We start from the raw sequence: 21,373 nt of genomic DNA, 5'->3' as shown, positions 1-21,373 counted from the left end.
GTTCAGGGGGGTCTGTTGCGGTTCCGGGTTGACGGCCGTTGTCGCCGGTAATGGACCGGGTGCCTGCCTTCTCTTTTCCCTGGGAGAGATAAGGACAGGTGCGGGGAGGAACGGCCAGAAGGTTTTGGCCGTTTGCAAGAGTTACTTTTAAGGTAACTCGCTGATACAAAGACACTTTTAAGGTTAATATTATGCAAAGTAAAGCTTCGCTATCACGTACCCTCGTGATACTTACGGCTTTGTTCGCCGCATTGAGCGGATTGTACTTTTTGATAGGTGGGATATGGCTGGCCACGATTGGTGGCTCCCTTTATTACATTATTGCCGGTGTTGTCATGCTGGCAATGGCCTGGCTGCTCTACCGCCGCAAGGCATCGGCGCTGATGCTGTATGCCGTGTTCCTGCTCGGTACGCTGATCTGGTCGCTCTGGGAGGTCGGTACTGACTTCTGGGCCCTGACCCCGCGTCTGGATGTGGTGTTCTTCTTCGGCCTGTGGCTGGTGCTGCCGTTCATCTACCGTTACCTGACCGCCAAAAACGGCACCGCGCGCAACGCCCTGAGCGGCGTGCTGGTGATTACCGTGCTGGCGCTGGCCTGGGCAGTCTTCAATGACCCGCAGGAGATCAACGGTACGCTGGACACCGCCAACCAACCAGCCCCGGCTGCTGAGCAGAACAGCTCCGGCATCCCGGCGGGTGACTGGCCGGCCTATGGCCGTACCCAGGGCGGTACCCGTTACTCCCCGCTGACCCAGATCAACGACAAAAACGTCGGTGACCTGAAAGAAGCCTGGACGTTCCGTACCGGTGACCTGAAAACCGCCAATGACCCGGGCGAGATCACTGACGAAGTCACCCCGATCAAAATCCGTGACATGCTCTACCTCTGCACCCCGCACCAGAAGCTGATTGCCCTGGATGCGGCGTCCGGTAAGCTGAAATGGCAGTTTGATCCTCAGCTGAAAACCAACCCGACCTTCCAGCATGTGACCTGCCGCGGTGTGTCTTACCACGAAACACCGGCTGCCGCCCAGACGGCTGCCGCAGGCGCTGCACCGGCCATCTGTGCCCGCCGCGTCCTGCTGCCGGTGAACGACGGCCGCCTGTTCGCGCTGGATGCTGAGACCGGTGAGCGTTGCCCGGAATTCGGCAACAACGGTGAAGTAAACCTGCAGGCCAACATGCCGTACGCCACCCCGGGTGCGTATGAGCCGACCTCCCCGCCGGTCGTGACCGATCGTGTGATCGTGATCGCCGGGGCAGTGACCGATAACTTCTCCACCAAAGAGCCGTCCGGTGTGATCCGTGGCTTTGACGTGAACAGCGGTAAACTGCTGTGGGCGTTCGATACCGGCGCGGCCGATCCGAATGTCATTCCGGAAGGTGAGCAACACTACACGCCGAACTCCCCGAACTCCTGGGCGCCGGCTGCGTACGACGACAAACTGGACCTGGTCTACCTGCCGATCGGTGTGGCGACCCCGGACATCTGGGGCGGCAACCGCACCCCGGAGATGGAGCGTTTCGCAAGCGGTATGCTGGCGCTGAATGCCTCCACCGGTAAGCTGGCCTGGTTCTACCAGACTGTACACCATGACCTGTGGGACATGGACGTACCGGCCCAGCCGACCCTGGCTGACATCACCAAAGATGGCCAGACCGTGCCGGTTATCTACGTGCCGACCAAAACCGGTAACATCTTTGTGCTGGACCGCCGTAACGGCAAGCCGGTTGTCCCGGCTCCGGAAAAACCGGTTCCGCAGGGTGCTGCAACCGGTGACCACACCTCGCCGACCCAGCCGTTCTCTGACCTGACGTTCCGTCCGTCTGAGAACATGAGCGGCAAAGACATGTGGGGCGCCACGATGTATGACCAGCTGGTCTGCCGTGTGATCTTCCACCGTCTGCGTTATGAAGGCATCTTCACCCCGCCGTCTGAGCAGGGCACCCTGGTCTTCCCGGGTAACCTGGGGATGTTCGAGTGGGGCGGTATCTCCGTGGATACTGACCGTCAGGTGGCGATTGCCAACCCGATGGCGCTGCCGTTCGTGTCCAAACTGATTCCGCGCGGCCCGAACAACCCGGCTGAGCCGGAAGAGGGCAACGGCGGCACCGGTTCTGAGCTGGGCGTTCAGCCGCAGTACGGCGTGCCGTTCGGCGTGACCCTGAACCCGTTCCTTTCTCCGTTTGGCCTGCCGTGCAAACAACCGGCCTGGGGTTACATCTCCGCGGTGGATCTGAAAACCCATCAGATCGTCTGGAAGAAACGTGTGGGTACCGTCTACGACAGCACCCCGCTGCCGCTGCCGTTCAAAATGGGTATGCCGATGCTGGGCGGCCCGGTCTCCACGGCCGGTAACGTCTTCTTCATGGCAGCCACGGCGGACAACTACCTGCGTGCGTTCAACATGAGCACCGGTGAGAAACTGTGGCAGGCCCGTCTGCCGGCCGGTGGCCAGGCCACCCCGATGACGTATGAAGTCAACGGCAAGCAATACGTAGTGATTGCGGCGGGTGGCCACGGTTCGTTCGGCACCAAGCTGGGCGACTACGTGGTGGCTTACGCCCTGCCTGACAACAAATAACCGATCGTCTGTATCGGCAAAAAGCCCCGCATTGCGGGGCTTTTTTTATGCCTGAAGCGTTTGCATTAACACCACAAAGCGGGGAGTAAACGCGATAAGGAAACGGTATAGGGGGTGGTAAAGTGGGGAACCACGTAACCGGAGAATCTCTATGCAGCAGCGTCCCGCATTTATACGGCACTGGCAGGAACTGGAAGGGCAAGATAACGAGCACTATCCCGGCAGTGAAGAGCGGCTCGGGATTGGCGCACCGTTAGGACGGGCGCTGGGGTTAACGCGGCTGGGCATCCACCATGAGCGGCTATTGCCGGGGCGGCGTACCTCTTACCCCCATGCGGAGCGGCATGAAGAGGAGTTTGCGTATGTGCTGGAGGGGGAACCGGAGGTCTGGATCAATGGGGCGCTTTATCCGTTGAAACCGGGTGATGCGGTGGCTTTTCCTGCCGGTACCGGCATCTGTCATACCTTTATCAACAACAGCGATCGTGAGGTACGCCTGATGATTGTGGGCGAGGCGAACAAAGCGGAGAACGAAATCTACTATCCGCTGCACCCGGACTACGCCGCCACGCGCACCGACCGCTGGGAATCTCCCCCGCCGCAGGATTTCGGCCCGCACCCGGGGAAACCCGATAAGCGCTGACCTGAAACGCCGGACAGAAAAAAGCCGCGTAACGCGGCTTTTTTCTTTGGCAGAAGAACAGTTAGCAGGCTGGTGTTCTGCCGCAGAGGAGAGCGATTCCGCCCTGACTCTGCCAACGTTCTGAAAAAGCGAACGCAGGTTGCAAGTCCCGTGGGAATTTTACAAAAGAATTGTGCTGAAGTCATGCTAAAAATGGCTTTCTTCTTCAACGAAATAGAGAATTTTTTTCAGAAAAAATAACGGAAATCAAAGACTCTGCTGATTTCGTAAACGCGGCCTAAAAAAGCGTTCTCAGTTGTAGCACGTCATTGCTATCTTCTTGCCCGGGCCTGCTCCACCGGTTTAGCAGCCGGGCACCGTGCTCTGGGAGCAGTGTTGTCCACCTCCGCGACGCAGGCTGCAAGTCCTGCTTGTTTCGGCATTGGTTTCACGGTGGGTCAATGGCGACGCGCGGTCTTTGCGGAGATCGCAGCATGAAAAAGTGCATTATCACCTGGATAATGCTTTTTCTTGCCCTGGTGACGCAATATCCAGAGGGTGAGGGATGGAAAATTTACACCTCTGTCACCCCTCAGGTTGTTGTTAACCAGAACAAGTAAAGCTTAAGAAACCGCCGCCTGTATAGGGCGGTCTCTTTGCGCAATGACACTTATACCGCTTTCGGGACGAGCCCTGTCACCGGGTACCGGCAGCCAGTATGCCGTGGACGGCGGGCTGGTGCGTCATTAAGAGGTTTGGATAGGTAGCATTAAACGCCGGCGGCTGGCCGGGAGCAGGGCAGGGAGGCGGGTAAGGCGTCGGGAGAGGGCGTCAGTACAGGTTTACCCCGCTCAATAGTGGGCCGCTCCCTGCTCTACAGAGAGAAGAGCAGTCATTGCTCAAAAAGCCCCAGGCCTTTACGGCGGATAATTGCCAGCATCCGCAGCGCGGCACCGTCAGGCTTTTGGCTGTCATGATGCCAATGTGCCGTGCTTTCGGATCGTGAAGGGGGGATGAAAACCGGGTCACGGTGGCCGCCCGTTGTTTTGCCGCTTAACCCTGTGGTTTCCAGCCTGCCTGATGTTGCGGCTTCAGGCACGGTGACGGGTTCGTGGCCTGCCTGCGCCCGTTTATCGCGTCTTTTCCATCTGTTCATCATGCTGACTCCGTTATCTGTTCTTCCGCTCTCTTTAAATAGTTCCACCTAAGGTAATTTTCAATCGTTTCTGTTTTTTGACAGCCGTGGTGTTTTATCCCCTGCCTCACTATAGCTGAAGGCAGGGGCGACATCAGGACGTCATTAACGGCCGGACGGGCGGCCATCACTCTCCATCAGCAGGCAGGAAAGGCTCGCCCAGCGTCAGCATCAGCCGGTTGGCCCAGGCGAAGAAGGCGGTGGCCTGCACCAGATCGAGCAGTTCCAGCGTATCCAGCCCCTGATCGCGCAACGCCTGAACCTGTTGTTGGCCCGCCACCGGCGGCGTGGCGGAAAGTGCCGCTGCGAAGGCAATGATTGCCTGCCAGCGCGGCGACTGACCAGACGTCAGGCTCTGGCCGGGGGGCACCGCCAGCAGATGCTGAACCGCCTCCGGCTGTTTTGACAGTTGCCCGGCCTTGCGCGCATGCACTGAGGCGCAATAGATGCAGCCGTTGACCTTGCTGGCGACGGTGGCGGCCAGCTCCCTTTCTGCGCGCGGCAGCCCGCCGGCGGTATAGAAAATCCCTTTATCAGTCAGTGTCCGCTGTTCCAGCACCGGCAAATTGCGGGCGAGCAGGCGGAAATAGTCAGAGTCCGTGTGGCCAAAACGCGCCAGCGTCGCCTGTTCGTCCGCATTGAACTGCGCCAGCGGTTTGGCGGCGATCCAGGGCGTCCAGCCCAGTGACTGTTGGGTGAACGCGACCGGGGCCGCGCGGCCGTCGTGGGTCAGCGGCTGGGTATGCCACTGCCCGGCCGGTACACTTTCTCCCTGCGGCACGCCCCGGCCGTTCAGTAACTGTAACCCCTGCAATAAACGGCTCTGAAAACTGACAAAGGCCACCAGTTGTGACAACGTCACTATCCCGCTCAGGGTCCAGCCTGCCTGTTGCAGGGCGTCCAGATCAGCGGGTGCCGCCGTAACCGGTTGGAAGGTGAGGCGTTCCGCCTGTTCCAGCGCCGCGCTGAGGCGTTCGCCGGACGAAAAACGGCTGCCCTGCTGCGCATAATGGTCAGCCAGGGCCGGGGTCTGGTGCCAGGCAGCCACCTGGGCGGCCACCGCATGGCGTTCATTCAGCGGGAAATCAGCGGAGCCTTCGCCGAACAGCGCCCGGTAACTGCCCTGGGTGGCGTGGGTGGCCGCCTCACGCTCAAGGCGGGCCGCCGCAAGGGGTGAGTCAGGAGCAATACCGGCCAGGTGGTTCAGTAAGTCAACAGGTTGTGTCATGCGGTTATCTCTTTGGCAGAGGTCAGGGGAGCGGGCGACCAGCCGAGGGCCGGGCCAACATCAGCAGCAAGTAAATCGATTGAACGCAGGATCTCCGCATGAGGCGGGTCAATGGAGTGCACCTGGAAGGAGATGTCCGTGACCCGCGGCAGGCAGCTGTCCTGCAGCAGCGAGGCGCGCACCTCCTCTGGTGTGCCGAGGTGCACATCAAAGGCGGCGATATACGCATCCAGCGTATCACCGGGGATCTCATGGCCCAGCGCGCGGTGGTGGGCGGCCTGCGCCTGTAGCCCCGGCAGCGCCAGTGCGCGGGCATGGCGGCGGCTGTCCGTCACAAACGCGGTACGGGAGGCCAAAATGCGCGGTGCCGTGCCGGGGGGCAACGCCGCCAGATAGGCATCGATAATCGGATTCTGGATCGCATCCAGCGGCAGGTGCGGCTGCCCGGCCGGGCGGGGCTGCGTGCGGGAGAGCATCAGGCCATGCCCGTCACGCCCCGCCTGCGCTGCGCCTTCTGGAGAGAAGGTCGCGATCCAGACGCGTGACGCCAATTGCGGGGCAGGCGGGTAGAGCCGGTTGTCCGGGTGGCCGAGCGTCTCGCCGCGCCAGGCACCCAGAAGCGTGTTCAGGTGCCGGGTAAACACCTCCCGCCGCTGCGCGCTGGTCAGGCCGAACGGCAGGAATGACGCCGGAGTGCCGCCGGAACCCAGGCCGATCTCCAGCCGCGCTGCGGCCAGCAGATCGAGCACGGCAGCATCCTCTGCCACCCGCAGCGGGTTCTCCATCGGCAAGGTGATGATGGCGGTGCCAAGCCGGATGCGGCTTGTCTGCGCCGCCACCGAGGCGAGGAACACCAGCGGGGCAGGCAGGCCGCCCTCATGTTCATGAAAGTGGTGCTGGGCAATCCAGGCAGTATCAAACCCTGCCCGTTCCGCCCGCCGGATCTGCTCTGTGGCTAACCGGTAGCGTGCCTGCGGCGGGGCGTTATCCAGCAGGCGCGTAAAGAAGCCTAACCGTTTTTGGCTCATACATACTCCTTAGGGGGAAGGCCCAGCGGGGGGATGGCAGCGATCAGTTCCCGGGTATAGTCGCTGGTGGGGTGGGCGAACAGCGCAGCCACCGGCCCCTGATCCACCACCTCCCCGGCACGCAACACCGTCACGGAATGGGCGATGCGCCGCACGGTGGCGAGATCGTGCGAAATAAACAGATACGTCAGCCCCAGCTGTTGCTGGAGCTGCTGAAGCAGCGCGAGGATCTGCGCCTGTACGGTGACATCCAGCGCTGAGGTGGCCTCATCCAGCACCAGAATGCCGGGTTGCAGCACCAGGGCACGCGCAATCGCCACCCGCTGTCGCTGGCCGCCGGACAATGCCCGCGGTTTACGGGCCAGCAGCTCAAGCGGCAGCGCCACGCGCGTGGTCACCGCTTCCACCCGCGCCCGGCGTTCACTTTTGCTCAGCGGCGCAAAGTTCAGTAACGGCTCCTCGATAATCTGGTACAGGCTCTGGGAGGGATCGAGGGACGCAAAGGGGTTCTGGTAAACCAGCTGAATTTTCTGCCGCATCTGCCGCTGCGCCTCGCCGGAGAGGCCGGTGGTGTCGATGCCGTCCAGCACAATGCGCCCGCTGTCAGCCGTCTGGAAACCCAGCAGGATGCGCGCCAGCGTACTTTTTCCGGAGCCGGACTCCCCCACCAGGGCGTGGGTGGTGCCGCGCGGCACGCTGAAGGAGACATCCCGCAACGCCTGTAAAGGCTGCGACCCGCGCGGACCGAGCGGGAATGCTTTGCTGACCCCTTCGGCCACCAGCGCCGGGCAGGCCAGGGCGGCGGGGCCGGGCAGCGCGGGCGGGGCGAGGGCGGCGAGATCCGCAAACAGCCGGCGGGTATAAGGGCTGCCGGGAGAGGCGATCACGCGGGCGGTGGGCCCCTGCTCCTGGACTTCACCGTGGCGGAACACCAGCAAACGGTCGGCGCGCTGCGCCGCCAGCGCCAGATCGTGCGTCACAAACAGCACCGCCGTGCCGGACTCGCGGCGCAGCTCATCAATCAGGTCGAGAATGCGTTTTTGTACCGTGACATCCAGCGCGCTGGTCGGCTCATCGGCGATGATCAGCGCCGGTTGCAGGGCAATCGCTATGGCGATGAGCACCCGCTGTTTCATGCCGCCGGATAACTGGTGCGGGTACTGCTGCGCGCGCTGCTCAGGGTGACTTAGCCCAACACGGGCCAGCAGGGCGATCACCCGTTCATCCCGCGCTTTTCTGCTTAACCGCTGGTGCAGCGCCAGCACTTCGGCCACCTGGCTGCCGATGGTTTTAATCGGGTTAAGCGAGCTGCCGGGGTCCTGGGGGATCAGGCTGATGCGGGCGCCGCGCAGGCTGTCGAGCCGCCGTTGTGACCAGCGGCTGATCTCCACGCCATTAAACAGGATGCGCCCGGCGTCACGTTCGCCGTTTTCCGCCAGCAAACCGATGATCGCCTGCGCCGTTGTGGTTTTACCGGAACCGGACTCGCCCACCAGCGCGACCATTTCACCGGCCTCCAGCGTAAAGGAGACATTATTCACCACCCGCTGGCGCTGGTGGCCGTTGCGGTAGCTCAGCGTCAGGTTCTCTAACGCCAGTAAAGGAACAGGGTGAGCGCTCATCGGCGGCCTCCGGATAATTGGCGGCTGATGCGGTTGGCCGCCAGCACCACGGCCACCACCATCAGCCCGGGAAAGGTCGTCAGCCACCAGGCGGTTGAGATGTAGTTACGCCCTTCGGCAATCAGCAGGCCCCACTCCGGGGTGGGCGGTGGGGTGCCGTAGCCCAGAAAACTCAGGGTGGAGAGTGCCAGGATGGCGTTGCCGAACTGCAACGCCGAGAAGGCGATCACCGACGTCAGCGAATTGGGGAGAATATGCCGCCACAGCACGCGCCAGGCGGTGCCGCCGCTGCCGTAAGCGGCTTCCACATAGTCGTTGTGGCGTACACGCACCACTTCTGCCCGGGCCAGCCGGGCAAAGTTGGCAATGGAGGTGACGCCCACCGCCATCGCCGCATTCACCGTGCCGAAGCCCAGCAAAATAATCACGCTCAGCGAGAGCAGCAAACCGGGGATCGACAGCAGGACATCGATCATCCGCATCACGACGCTCTCTGTTTTCCCGCCTGCTGCACCGGCCAGCACCCCCACGGCGGTGCCGGCCACCAGCCCGAGCGCGACTGCCGCCAGCGCGCCGCTGAGCGAGTGCGCGGCACCATAAACAATGCGGGCATAGAGGTCGCGCCCCAGTGGGTCGGTACCGAGCCAGTGCCCGGCCTGCGGGGCGAGACGCTGCGCGCCCGCCAGCCCCTCAGTACCGCTGTAAGCGGTAAACAGCCCCGGCGCGAGGGCGGCGAGCATCACGGTTAGCATCACCAGCCAGGCGGCCAGCGCGCCGGGTTGCAGCCTGCGGTAAAGGCGGCGCGGGGCAGGAAGCGCCGCCGCGGGCGCGTCCGGACGGGAGGTGGAAGCGGGACGGGAGGCGGAGTAATCCACGAGGCTCATGAGGCAGCTCCTGTGTAAAGGTGCAGACGCGGGTCAATCAGCGGGGTAAGCAGATCAACAATCAGGTTAATGCCGACAAAGCCCACGGCTGAGATCATCACTATCGCCTGCAAGACGGCGACATCCTGATTATTCACGGCCTGCTGGGTTAACTGGCCGAGGCCGTTCAGGCCAAACACCGTCTCGGTGATCAACGCCCCGGCAATCAATTCGCCCAGCAGCAGCCCGGCCACCGTCAATGCGGGGAGCAGCGCATTCAGCGCCACATGCCGCCAGAGCACACCGCTGCAGGAGGCCCCTTTGGCCCGGGCAACGGCCACAAACGGCTGGGTCTGTATCTCATCAATCGACCGGATAAGGATTTGCGCCAGCGGCGCGGAGATCGGCACCGCCAGCGTGATGATGGGCAGGATCAGCCCTTCCCATTGGCCGGGGTTAATGACCGGGATCCAGCGCAGCTGGAAGGAGAATATCTGAATCAGCACGATGCCGAGCCAGAAGGCCGGCACCGAGATAAACAGCGACGGCAGCGCCTGTAATGCATTTTTCAGCCAGCGCCATCCCGCCAGCGTCGAGACAAACGCCAGTGACGCCGCCAGCAGCACCGCCAGCGTAAAGCCGGGCAGGGCCAGGCGCAGGGTATCGGGGACGTTATCCGCGATCAGCTCACGCACCGGTACGCCCGCCTGCACCGAATAGCCCAGATCCCCCTGCAACATGCCCCACAGCGTATGCAGGTATTGCTGCCAGAGCGGGCTTTCTGCGCCGTAGGCCCGCCGCATCTCGGCAATCTGCGCCGGGCTGAGGCCAAGGTCGGGGTTCTGGAATTTAATCAGGATGGCGTCGCCCGGCAGCACCTGCAACAGCACGAAAGCGACGGTAAACGCCGCCCACAGTACCAGCAAGGCCTGCCCGAATCGTAATGCCAGATAGCGGTTCATCGCCTTACCTCGCGCATCAGTGTTTTTCGAGCCAGGCACCGTAGAAACTCGGTCGCCCGACTGCCTCAAACGCCAGCCCTTTCAGCCACGGCGCGCCGGCAAACACCTGCGGCTCCTCAAAGATTGGGATCACATAGGCGTTATCCAGCAGGTAGCGCTGTGCGTCCCCCGCCAGCTGCAGCCGTTTCTGCGGATCCACTTCGGCTGAAATGCTTTCCAGCAGGGCGTTAAGCTTGTCGTCACGGAAGCTTTTCACCTTGTCGCTGGAGCCGCCTTTCTGTAACAGGGCGTCACGGTTGGCCGGGTAGAACATGCTTTTAATGACATCCGGATCGGCGCGGCCTACTTCCGACACGGTCAGCGGCGTTTTCGCCGGGTCAAGGCTGTCGAGGGTTTTGCTGCCGGCATCACCGGCACGCACGGTCAGGCTGACACCGATCTGCTTCCACTGCTGGGCCACCAGTTGCAGCACCTCTTTGTTCTGGGGCTGCGGCAGGGATTCATACACCGTCAGCGCCAGCTTCCGGCCCGCTTTCTGGCGGATGCCGTCGCTGCCCGGCACCCAGCCCGCCTCATCCAGCAACCGTTTCGACAGTGCCGGGTCATAGGTGAGTTTGTCCGCGAGGTTAACGTAACCGGCGGCGGATCGGGCCACCACGGAGGTGGCCTGTGGGTAGTTGGCAGAGAAGAGGGTGTTGACCACCTGTTTAGCATCGGTGGCGTGCAGCAACGCCTGCCGGACGTTCAGGTCAGCCACGCGGGGGTCGTCCGGGCGCAGGCTGATGCTGTCATTCACGCCCCGGGTCGGGGCGGCGTAGAGTGGGAAGTGCTGTTCGGTGGCCTGTTTCTCGTCATACGCCTGAACCTGGCGGATGACGTCCGCCTGCCCGGCCAGCAGCGCACCGATACGCACGCTGTCTTCGGGGGTCACAAGGATCTGGATGCCGTCCAGGTTGGCCGGCCCCTGTTGCGGCGAATTTTTCGGCCCCCACTGGTAATCCTTCCGGGCCACCAGACTGACCTCCCGCCCCAGTTTTTCATCACTGACCATAAACGGCCCGGAGCCGATGATATGGCGCGCATTGCCCAGCGCATCAAAGCTGCGCGCCAGCGTGCTCAGTGACACCAGCCCGGAGCCGATGGTGGCAGTACCCTGTAAAAAGCCGGGTGAGGGTTTTTTGAAGAAGAATTTCACAGTCAGCGGGTCGATCACTTCGCTGTGATCGTAGTTATTGATCACCTCTGACACCGGCAGGCGGTTCTGTTTGTTGCCCAGTCCGTAGGTATCAAAATTTTTGGCCACGGCGTTGGCATCCAGCGGCGTGCCGTCTGAGAAGGTCACACCGGGGCGCAGCGTAAAGGTGTATTCGGTTTTATCGGCGTTGGTCGTCCAGCTTTCGGCAATCCACGGCTCAACTGCCAGGGTTTCCGGGTTCTGCCAGGTCAGCTTGTCGGTGATCTGGTTAAGAATACCGCCGTTGGGGTAAAACCCCCCGGCGGGTGGGTAGAGGTTGGTGTGCGCCTGCTGTTCAAGGTAGATCAGCGTGCCGCCTTTAACCGGCGTCTCCGCGGCATAGCTGCTGCCCATGCCGGATAAGAGGGCAAATGCGCTGCTTAATGCCAGCGTGCGCTGAACAGCATTAAGCCGGAATGATGTAAGCATGGTGAATTCCTTTTTTATTATTAACCCCGATCGGCGGTTTTATCATCCCGCCTGATGCCGGGCAGGGTGAACCAAGGAATTCAGCTAAGTAATGCTGGAAATGGTATTTAACAGGGCAGGGGCGGAGGGGAGGGCCGATCAGCGGCCCGCGCTGCGGTTTTCCCAACACCCGGGCAGGCGGGATCAGCCATAAAAAAGAGGGATGAAGGCAATAAAAAAGCCGCATATACGCCGTGCGTGGTGAACCGCCGGACGGCGATTTTTAGTTACAGCATACAGTTTCTTTTAAATCTGGTGCCTGTGGCTGACCCCTGCGGTGCGTTAAAGGCAGGGCAGAAAACAAAAGGCAGATGCCCCTGCCGGGCGATAGGGCGTTTTTGCCGGGCAGGGTATAAGGCGATCAACGCTGCGGGTGGCCTGCCCAGACAGCGGGACGGCGGGTGTGCCACGGGAATGCGCGTTCCAGCTGGCCGGCCAGCCTGAGCAGCGCAGGCTCGGCGTTAAACCCGGCAAAAAACTGCATCCCGATGGACAGGTGGTGGGCCGGGTCAAACCCCATCGGGACGGACATGGCCGGGGTGCCGCATATGTTCGCCAACGCGGTAAAAGGCGACTGGGTAAACACGTGATGCATCCAGCCGCGGCCGTCCATTTTCTCCTGCTCCCGGTTATAGTGCCCTGATACCGTGGGAAGCGCAGGTAAGGTCGGGGTCAGCAGCATGTCATATTGCTGGAAAAAGCGGCCCATCTTCTGCGTGACGGTGTTACGCATATGCATTGCTCCGAGGAGGTCGGCGGCAGTGAGCTGGTGGCCGAGTTTCCAGAGCGCCAAATTAGACGGTTCCAGCGTCTCTGCGTTCACCGGCCGTTGCATCACTGACGCCAGCACATCGATCCAGGTGGCGGTATTCGCGGCCCAGAAGCGGGTATTCATCTCGACGAAGGCGTCCCAGCTTATGCCGATATCAAGGGTGATCTCCTCAACCCGGTGACCCAGCCCGATAAGCCGCTCAACGGTGTCCCTTAACACCTGTGTGACTGCAGGCGAACTCTGCCGTTGATTCAGAGGATGCGCCATGACGGCGATGTTAAGCGGCGCGGGGTCTTCAGCAACGCAGGCGCTCAGGCGTTGGGGCAGGGGGGCGATGGTGAAGGGATCGCCCGCCACATTACCCTGTACGGCATCCAGCAGCGCAGCGCTGTCCCGTACGGTGCGGCTCACAAAGCCGTGTACCGCCAGACCAGACCAGACCTCATCCACGTCCGGCCCCATGCTGATACGCCCGCGGCTCGGTTTCAGCCCAAAAAGGCCGTTGGCTGAGGCAGGCACACGGATCGAACCGCCACCGTCAGTGGCATGGGCAGCCGGTACCATACCTGATGCCACGGCCGCCGCCGAGCCGCCGCTTGAGCCTCCGGCGCTGAACTCCCTGTTCCACGGGTTACGTGTCCCGCCATTAAAACGCGGTTCCGTGGTGGTGCTCGCCGCCAGCTCAGGTGTCGTGGTCCGCCCGAGCAACACCATGCCCGCAGCCCGCATTTTTGCCGTGAGATGGCTATCGTGCGGCGACACATAACCCGCCGCCAGCCGGCTGCCCAGCTCGTTCCGGCGGCCCTTGACGGCGATGCCCAAATCCTTCACCAGCATCGGGATGCCCGCCAGATCGCCCCCGGCGTGGTGCTGTTCATCGTCCCAGCTTTCAATGACCGCGTTGATCTTGCCGTTAACGGCATCAATCGCCGCCAATGCCGCCTGCTTTACTTCACCGGCGTTGACCTCTCCCCTGGCAATAAGCCCGGCCAGGCCAACCGCATCGTACGACGTGTATTCTGAAAGCTTCATGATGATCCAGATAATAAAAGAGAAACAATGACACCCCATCAGAGTGTATACTGGTTGGTATCATGCGATACCGATTAGTATCGTATGATACTATCCAGTATCATTGCAATGAGGAAAATCATGACCAGAAGCAGCCAGCCACGTTTACCCCCCCGGGATCGCCTGCTGGAGGCGGCGGAAGCGCTGTTTTATCAGGAGGGAATTTTGCGCGTCACGGTGGATGCCATCGCTGAAAAAGCGGAATCGACCAAAATGACGCTCTACCGGCACTTTGCGTCGAAAGAGGCGCTGGTACTGGCCTGGATAGAGTTACTGATTGAGGATTACAGCCAGATCTGGGCGCGTCTGGCGGAGACATACCCGGATAATCCGGCGGCGCAAATCACCGGCTTCGCGCAGTTCATTACCGATAATTTGCACGAGACATTACATCGCGGTTGCCCGTTCACCAATACCCTGGCGGAGGCGGGCGGGCATTTCCCTGAGGTCAGGGCGCTGATCGTGGCGCACAAGCAGAGGCAATATCAGCGGCTGGCCACGCTGTGTACCCAGGCAGGGGCCGCCGAACCGGAAGCACTGGCGAAAGAGATCACCCTTATTCTGGAGGGCGTTCAGGTGGTGGCGCAGAATGCCGGGTTTGACGGGGCAGGAGAGGCGGCACTGGCCTCGATTGAGGCAAAACTGCCCGCTACGGCGTAGCGTCTAAGGTACATGTTTCGACCAGGCTGCATCGGCGGCCCTAAAACCGGATGCCACAATCAACACGTCGATGCGGCATCCAGGAACCTTATTGCGCCAGCGTCTCTTTCATCAACCCTGTCAGTTGCTTCAGCGTTTGTGACGCATTTTTGACGCCCTTAGCCTCCTGTGCTTTTACCCAGTCCGCCTGTACCTGCTGATACTGCGAAATCGTTTTCCAGTTTTCCGCTTCTTGTGGGGTGAGTGTGCGGATATTTACCCCTTCGCTTTCCATTTTAGCCATCATTGCTGTGAAACGGCTGTCCATAAGGGGGCCAAGTGACTGATAAGAGGAGGCCGCCGCCCGCTGGATAGCCTGTTGATCGTCCTTCGCCAGCCCGTCCCAGACTGTTTTATTCATCACAAGAAGATAAACATGGCCTAGCCATAAATCCTTCGATGCCAGGACATAGGGGGCGGCCTCCTGCGCATTAATTTCTATTCCGCTGTCGCTGTTGACCATTAACCCGTCAAGCGTCCGGTTTTTTAGCGCATCGGAGACTTTTGGCCCCCACGGAAGCGTCACAGGGGCCGCCCCTGCATTACGTAAAAAGTCCTGGTGCCAGAAACTGGCGGTCCGCCATTTTTTTCCTTTTACATCAAGAATGTTTTGAATCGGCGTGGTGCTGAAAAAGGCCACGGGAAAACCTGTTGTCAGCATGACATCCACCACATTTTGTTTCTGCAGTTCAGCAGGAAATGCAGGAACCTGCGCATAAACCTGACGGAAAAAGGCGACCTGTTTTGCCCCTGACGGGCCGATTGGGAAACTCTTAAAAAGCTGATGGAGAGGCAGGGCCTCTGCACTATATTCAGGCACAACCGTTGCCATATCCACACCGCCGGTTTTGCCCACCTTCCGCAATACATCCTGTCCGGTGGCCAACTCGCTTCCCCAGTGGGCATCAATTTTCAAACGCCCGGCCGATTCTTTCTCAATAGCCGGAAAAAAAACGTCATGAATAAACTGGGTGCGCATTCCACCAAGCGGTTCATGATCTGAATAGGTTAATGTCGTTGTTGCTGATGCAGTCGCCGGAAAAATCATGCCGGCAAAAATCATTGTCAAAGCCGTCCTGCTGATATGCTTAACTCGCATAGTATCTCCTTGTTTTTGTTTTGGAATAATTAACTCAGAGGTGAAGGCGTGCTCAGATTCCATTACGCGGCCCGGCAACAGGCGACGGGCCACGCGATGAACAAGTACATTCCGCACCTCTGTCAGGCATTTTATCGTGGCGGTAAGCGGAAGTTACAGCGCTGCCTCTGGAATTTAAGTGCGTTTAATGCACCTTATGTTAAATAAGACGGTTTATTATGTCCCCGCCTGTTTGTAAATGTGTCGAATGTTAACAGCCGGTGTTTTACGCCCCGATTGCCCGTGAGTTAGCTATCCTGAACAGAGGTTTTTGCTGGAAAAGCGTGCCCGGCAAATGGGATATAAAGGGATAAGGAGATGATGTCAGGTGAAGAACCTTTCTCCGGGGCTAAAACACGATATTCATTTGGGGCTGTGTTGCCTGCCGGCAATCGTGCTGATTTTCGCCGTGGGTTATGGCTTCGATCAGATGCAGGCGGCCAGCATTATGGCGAGCGGCGCCGTGACGCTGGCGTTCGGGGCAAATAAAACCTGGGAAGGTTCCTCGTTGCTGTTGTTGCTGCTGACAGCGGCCGGGGTGAGCCTCTCGTCATTTCTGGGCTGCCTGGCGGGTGATGTGCCGCTGCTCTATGTCGCGGGCGCGATGGTGTTCGCCGGCGGCTACGGGATGCTGGCAGGCATCGGCGGCGGGCTGTGGTGGTCGCTGCTGCAATGGGCGATCGCGTTCCTGATCTCCGGCTATTTTTCCGGGTCGGTGGGCCATGCGGCGCTGCGGGCGGCGCTGGTCGGCGCGGGCGCGCTGTTGCAGATCCTCTGTATTACCCTGCTGTTCAGCCAGCTGCGCTTTCAGTTGCAGGACTTCACCCGCCTGGCCGGATGGGCCTTTTACCGGCAGGCGATGCGCAAATACCGGCAGAAAATCCATCTGCAAAGTTCGGTATTTTTCGCCATGCTGACCATGTGCCTGGCGCTGCTGCTGGTAGAGGTGTATCAGGTTAAAAACGGCTACTGGGCAGGCATGACGCTGCTGCTCTGCCTGCGCAGCCATTTCCGCGAGTCGCTGTTGCGGGTGCCGGCGCGGATTGCCGGTACCCTCTCCGGCAGTGTGCTGGCACCGTTTCTGCTGGCACACCTCGACACCCCCCGCCTGCTGGCGCTGGGGTTTATCGTCTCAGGCTATCTCGCGTTCACCTATTCCTACACCCTGATCACCAAATCCTATTTTGTGTTTACCTTCTTCGTCACGGTGATGGTGATTTTCATGCTGTCGCTGTTCGGCGTGCCGCAGGAGAACGTGGCTGCCGAGCGGCTTTACGCGACGGTGATCGGTGCCGGTTTCGCACTGGTGGCGATCCTGCTGACGCGGCTGTTCACGGACGTCCAGGTGATGAAAAAGCTGCGCAGCCACGTGCCGCGCTTTGCCCGCCCCGCCCCGAAAAAAGGTGCTGCGCCGGAATAAGGCGCGGCACCTTCCCCTTTTCTCTCTTTTCACGCTTCCTTTTCACCCGGCAAACAAACTAAACGCCGATCCTTACCGGTGTAATATTCATTTACACCTCAAAGACCAATGCGTATTATTCGCATTCGCTTTATCGCGCACGTGGCGGAGGAGAGGCCATGCTTGCGCGAAGCGTTACAGGGAATCACTCCAGCAGCGTGAATAAAACAATAATTTATTGAGGAATAAGAAGAATGGTGGCAAATCCAGCGGTAATGCGCCCAGGTAATCCGGTTAACGCCAGGCGGGCCAGGAAGTATTTCCCGCTTTCCATGATGTCATTGCTGATTTCCGCGTCCTTTACCTTTGCGCACGCAGCGGATGACACGCTGGTGGTCACGGCGCAGGAAGAGAGCGCCACCGGCAGCAGCCAGCAGGATTACAGCGTCCCTATCACCACTGCCGGGACGAAGATGTCCATGGTGCCGCGCGATATTCCTCAATCAGTCAGTATCATCAGCCAGCAGCGTATGCAGGATCAGGACTTGCAAACCCTCGGTGAGGTGATGACCAACACCACCGGCATCACCGCCAGCAACATCGACTCCGACCGCTCTGACTACTACGCCCGCGGTTTCCTGATCAACAACTACCTGTATGATGACATCCCCACCAGCATCAGCAACCTGTGGAACTTCGGCGATGCCGGTTCCGACACCGCCATTTATCAGCGCATCGAAGTGGTCCGCGGCGCGACCGGCCTGATGACCGGCACCGGCAACCCGTCTGCCGCCATCAATATGGTGCGCAAGCATGCCGACAGCCGTGAGTTCCAGGGCTCGGTCTCCGGCAGCTACGGCAGCTGGGACAAACAGCGCCTGGTGACGGATCTTTCCGCGCCGCTGACGGCGTCCGGCAATGTGCGCGGGCGTGTCATCGCCGGTTACCAGGACAACGACACCTGGCTCGACCGCTACCACACCCGCAAAAAGTTCCTGTACGGCACCGTGGATGCGGATCTCACTGACAACACCACCCTGTCGCTGGGCTATGACTATCAGGAAAGCGACACCGACGACCCGACCTGGGGCGGCCTGCCGACCTGGTACAGCGACGGCAGCCGCACCCATTATGACCGCGAGACCAACCCGGCCCCGGACTGGAGCTACTCCAACCACGAGTCGAAAAAGGTTTACGCTGACCTGACCCACCGTTTCAGCAACGGCTGGCAGGCGCGCCTGAACGGCACCCATGCGGAGAGTGATTTCGACTCCAAACTGATGTACGCCTCCGGCTTCCCGGACAAAACCACCGGCAGCGGTGTGAACGCCTACGGCGGCTGGAACAAGGGCAAACGCAAGCTGGACTCGGTTGACACCTACGCCACCGGGCCGTTTGAGCTGTTCAGCCGCAGCCATGAGCTGATGGTCGGCGCGAGCTACAGCCGCCAGAACAACCACTACTACAACTCGCAGTCGATGCTCAGCGAAGCGGATATCGGCAACTATAACCAGTGGAACGGTTCGGTGGCTGACCCGGTCTGGAGCGACTGGGTTGACTACTCCAACGACACCATCCGCCAGAAGTCGGTCTATGCTGCGACCCGCCTGTCGCTGACCGATCCGCTGTCGCTGATTGTCGGCGCGCGTTACACCAACTGGCGTGCAGAAGGCTCAACCGCCACCAGCGACAAGAGCGACGTGACGCCGTATGCCGGGCTGGTGTATGACATCAACGACACCTGGTCGGCCTATGCCAGCTACACCTCGATCTTCCAGCCGCAGACCGTGCGTGACAGCAACGGGACTTACCTGGATCCGGTGACCGGCAAAAACTACGAAGCGGGGCTGAAAGCGGACTGGTATAACGGCCGCCTGACTGCCTCGTTCGCCGTGTTCCGCATCGAGCAGGACAACGTGGCCCAGAGCGAAAACACCTACATCCCCGGCACCACCGAAACCGCCTACCGCGCGGCAGACGGCACCGTCAGCAAGGGCGTAGAGTTTGAAGTGAACGGCGCGCTGACCGACCGCTGGCAGATGACCTTCGGCGGCACCCGTTATGTCGCCAAAGACAGCGACAACACCGCCATCAACCCGTTCCTGCCGCGCACGTCGCTGAAGCTGTTTACCCGTTACCAGCTGCCGATGCTGGCCGATCTGACCGTGGGCGGCGGCGTCAACTGGCAAAACCACACCTGGGAAGAGGCGGACGGCCCGCTCGGCTCCCAGCGTGCGGAACAGGGCAGCTATGCGCTGGTCAGCCTGTTTGGCCGTTACCAGGTCACGCGCCAGTTCTCGGTGCAGGCCAACGTAAACAACCTGTTTGATAAGACCTACTACGACTACCTCGCCCCGTACGCCGTGTATGGCGCACCGCGCAGCGTCTCCGTCACCGCGAACTATACGTTCTGAGTGCGCTGACATTGTGCTGACCCCATAAAAAACGCCCTCATGCGAGGGCGTTTTGTTTTTTATGCTGTCCGGTCAGTGCTGGGTTTTGAACACGGCCACCGTCTGGCGCAACAGATCAGACTGCTCCTCCAGGGAACCGGCCGCTGCGGCGACCTGCTCCACCAGCGCGGCGTTCTGCTGCGACACCTCATCCATCTGCGTGACCGCGATATTCACCTGATTGATGCCGTGGCTCTGCTCCTGGGTGGAGACCGCGATCTCACTCATGATCTGAGTCACGTTCTGGATGGCGGTGCCGATGCGCTGCATACTTTCGCCCGCTTTCGCCACCAGCTTGCTGCCGGCGTGTACCCGCTCGTCCGAGACTTCAATCAAAGCGCGGATATCTTTGGACGCAGAGGCCGAACGTTGTGCCAGGTTGCGCACCTCGGCGGCCACCACGGCAAAGCCGCGCCCCTCTTCCCCGGCACGTGCTGCTTCTACCGCCGCGTTCAGCGCCAGGATGTTGGTCTGGAAGGCGATGCTTTCAATAATGCTGATGATGCTGGCGATACGCTCCGACCCTTCCTCAATCCCGGCCATGGTGTCGATCACTTCGGTCACGATCCCGTTGCCTTCGGAGACGATGCTGCGCGCCTCTTTCGCCAAACCGTTCACCTGCTCGGCGTGATCGGAAGTCTGTTTCACCGTGATGGTGAGCTGCTCCATGCTGGCGGCCGTCTCCCCCAGCGAGGAGGCCTGCTCCTCGGTGCGGGCGGAAAGGTCCATATTGCCGGAGGCGATCTCTTTGGCGGCGTGCGCCACTGCGTCACTGGAATCCCGCACCCGCCCGATGGTTTCAGAAAGCGAGCGGCGCATGGTCTCCAGCGCGCCCATCATCTCGCCAATCTCATCGCGGTGCGCGGAATGGATCGGCGTCTGCAACTGACCCTGGGCGATCTCTTCACAGTGGGCGCGCGCCTCTTCAATCGCGTTCAGCAGGCGTTTTTTCAGCAGCACCACAATCGCGCCCATGGTGAGCAGGAACAGCGCGGTGAAGATGATCAGCAGCGTCAGGCTGAGGCGGAAGTTGGACTGCGCCGTCTCATTCAGTGAACGGGCATAGCTTTCGCGGTAGGAGAGCAGCTCATCAAGTGAGATCTCAAACTGGCGGTCCAGTTGCGGTACACGTGAGGTGATCAGCTGCTCAAACTGGGCGCGATCGCCCTGCTGGGCCACCGACATCAACGGCGCGAGCGCGTTGTCGTGGTAATCCTTCCAGCGCTGGTCAAAGTTGTCGGCCAGCGGGGCTTCTTTGTCGAGCTTCGGCCAGGCCTGGTAGGCACTGAACGATTTCTCCGCCAGCCCCAACACCCGCTGTGCGTTCTTCATCGATTCTGCGGCGGCGTCAGTGTTGTTCTGCTCACGGTACGCCATGTACTGGGAGAGATGCACCCGCAGGGTACGGCTGTGGTTGATGGTATCCACGATAGAGAGCACAACGCGGATTTCACGGTTGACGTCATTCAGAGACGCATTGCTGCGCTGCAGGTAATAGCTGCTGAGCGCAATACTGGTAACAAAGAGCAACGACAGAAAAGCCAGGACAAGCAAAGTAAAACGGCGAATGGTCATGGTGCTAACCTAAGTGAGTCGCTGAGGGGAGTGTTAAAAAGTGAATGTCGGATGACACGCCTTTATTAACGGCAGCGGCAGAAAAAACCTGAGGAAAATGATCAAAAAGGCAGCGGAAGGGAAAGTTTACGCCCCTGGGAAGTACCTCTCTGCCCGGGGATCCGGCCATTTACAAAGCCTGATAACGGGTCTTCTGCTCTTTTTTTGAACAGCCCGGCTTAAGGGTCAGTCTGTGCAGGCGCGCGGCATTGGTCAGATTTTCTGTATCACTGTTGCCCCGGCTGGAACCGGGTGAGAAACAGCGGTGCCGCAGGTTCTGCGCCTGTGTAAAGTTTTGTCAGGGCAATCAGGCAGTTGTCGGGGGATAGCGTAATAAAAGTAACCGGTATTTATTACGTCAGAAAAATAACCTTTTTTCACATCATAGGAATTATTTATATTAACTTTTCAGGGAAATGA

At 60.3% G+C, this 21,373-nt stretch carries 15 protein-coding genes; 5 read left to right on the top strand and 10 right to left on the bottom strand.

Features of this window, described 5'->3' with window-relative positions; translation table 11 throughout:
* The first annotated feature begins 191 nt into the window (after positions 1 to 191).
* Positions 192 to 2,585: a glucose/quinate/shikimate family membrane-bound PQQ-dependent dehydrogenase gene (locus tag CYR32_RS06840; protein ID WP_101823648.1), complete on the top strand. Its 2,394-nt coding sequence runs from the start codon at positions 192 to 194 to the stop codon at positions 2,583 to 2,585.
* Positions 2,586 to 2,736: 151 nt separating this feature from the next.
* Complete coding sequence (locus tag CYR32_RS06835) at positions 2,737 to 3,228, top strand: cupin domain-containing protein (RefSeq protein ID WP_101823647.1); 492 nt, start codon at positions 2,737 to 2,739, stop codon at positions 3,226 to 3,228.
* Positions 3,229 to 4,099: 871 nt separating this feature from the next.
* Here CYR32_RS06835 and CYR32_RS21365 read toward each other — a convergent pair.
* The 8 genes from CYR32_RS21365 to CYR32_RS06800 all read right to left on the bottom strand — a co-directional run bounded on the left by CYR32_RS21365 (position 4,100) and on the right by CYR32_RS06800 (position 13,611).
* A complete protein-coding gene (locus tag CYR32_RS21365; RefSeq protein ID WP_146000673.1) occupies positions 4,100 to 4,366 on the bottom strand; it encodes a hypothetical protein in 267 nt (88 codons plus the stop codon).
* A gap of 163 nt (positions 4,367 to 4,529) precedes the next feature.
* Complete coding sequence (locus tag CYR32_RS06830) at positions 4,530 to 5,630, bottom strand: alkylhydroperoxidase domain protein (protein ID WP_101823646.1); 1,101 nt, start codon at positions 5,628 to 5,630, stop codon at positions 4,530 to 4,532.
* Positions 5,627 to 6,658, bottom strand: a complete 1,032-nt coding sequence (locus CYR32_RS06825) for a putative FMN-dependent luciferase-like monooxygenase (RefSeq protein WP_101823645.1) — start codon at positions 6,656 to 6,658, stop codon at positions 5,627 to 5,629. The genes CYR32_RS06830 and CYR32_RS06825 overlap by 4 nt, the downstream gene beginning before the upstream one ends.
* On the bottom strand, positions 6,655 to 8,280 hold the full coding sequence (locus CYR32_RS06820) for a dipeptide ABC transporter ATP-binding protein (RefSeq protein WP_101823644.1): 1,626 nt from the start codon (positions 8,278 to 8,280) through the stop codon (positions 6,655 to 6,657). The genes CYR32_RS06825 and CYR32_RS06820 overlap by 4 nt, the downstream gene beginning before the upstream one ends.
* Positions 8,277 to 9,164, bottom strand: a complete 888-nt coding sequence (locus CYR32_RS06815) for an ABC transporter permease (protein ID WP_101823643.1) — start codon at positions 9,162 to 9,164, stop codon at positions 8,277 to 8,279. Before CYR32_RS06815 ends, CYR32_RS06820 begins: the two co-directional genes overlap by 4 nt.
* Positions 9,161 to 10,105 (bottom strand): ABC transporter permease, encoded by a 945-nt coding sequence (locus CYR32_RS06810; protein WP_101823642.1) that lies wholly within the window; start codon positions 10,103 to 10,105, stop codon positions 9,161 to 9,163. The genes CYR32_RS06815 and CYR32_RS06810 overlap by 4 nt, the downstream gene beginning before the upstream one ends.
* Positions 10,106 to 10,121: 16 nt before the next feature.
* Positions 10,122 to 11,768, bottom strand: coding sequence for a TIGR04028 family ABC transporter substrate-binding protein (locus CYR32_RS06805; RefSeq protein WP_101823641.1), 1,647 nt, complete (start codon positions 11,766 to 11,768; stop codon positions 10,122 to 10,124).
* A 400-nt stretch (positions 11,769 to 12,168) separates the two neighbouring features.
* Positions 12,169 to 13,611, bottom strand: a complete 1,443-nt coding sequence (locus CYR32_RS06800; protein ID WP_101823770.1) for an amidase — start codon at positions 13,609 to 13,611, stop codon at positions 12,169 to 12,171.
* A gap of 120 nt (positions 13,612 to 13,731) precedes the next feature.
* On the opposite strand from CYR32_RS06800, the gene CYR32_RS06795 reads away from it, so the two are divergent.
* Positions 13,732 to 14,310: a TetR/AcrR family transcriptional regulator gene (locus tag CYR32_RS06795; RefSeq protein WP_101823640.1), complete on the top strand. Its 579-nt coding sequence runs from the start codon at positions 13,732 to 13,734 to the stop codon at positions 14,308 to 14,310.
* Positions 14,311 to 14,398: 88 nt separating this feature from the next.
* On the opposite strand, the gene dctP is transcribed toward CYR32_RS06795, so the two are convergent.
* The gene (gene dctP / locus CYR32_RS06790) at positions 14,399 to 15,511 is read right to left on the bottom strand and encodes a TRAP transporter substrate-binding protein DctP (protein WP_241523763.1); all 1,113 of its coding nucleotides are present in this window, start codon (positions 15,509 to 15,511) and stop codon (positions 14,399 to 14,401) included.
* Positions 15,512 to 15,815: 304 nt separating this feature from the next.
* Here dctP and CYR32_RS06785 point away from each other — a divergent pair, with 304 nt between their 5' ends.
* Complete coding sequence (locus tag CYR32_RS06785; protein WP_146000672.1) at positions 15,816 to 16,907, top strand: FUSC family protein; 1,092 nt, start codon at positions 15,816 to 15,818, stop codon at positions 16,905 to 16,907.
* A gap of 311 nt (positions 16,908 to 17,218) precedes the next feature.
* Positions 17,219 to 19,300, top strand: coding sequence for a ferric-rhodotorulic acid/ferric-coprogen receptor FhuE (gene fhuE, locus CYR32_RS06780; protein ID WP_241523762.1), 2,082 nt, complete (start codon positions 17,219 to 17,221; stop codon positions 19,298 to 19,300).
* Positions 19,301 to 19,372: 72 nt separating this feature from the next.
* Here fhuE and CYR32_RS06775 read toward each other — a convergent pair whose 3' ends face one another.
* Entirely contained in the window at positions 19,373 to 20,914 is a 1,542-nt protein-coding gene (locus CYR32_RS06775) for a methyl-accepting chemotaxis protein (protein ID WP_101823636.1), read from the bottom strand.
* Positions 20,915 to 21,373 lie beyond the last annotated feature (459 nt).

Source organism: Chimaeribacter coloradensis (assembly GCF_002858715.1).
Taxonomy (GTDB): domain Bacteria; phylum Pseudomonadota; class Gammaproteobacteria; order Enterobacterales; family Enterobacteriaceae; genus Chimaeribacter; species Chimaeribacter coloradensis.
The sequence above is the reverse complement of the archived record's forward strand: the minus strand, read 5'-3'. Positions and strand labels throughout refer to the sequence as shown.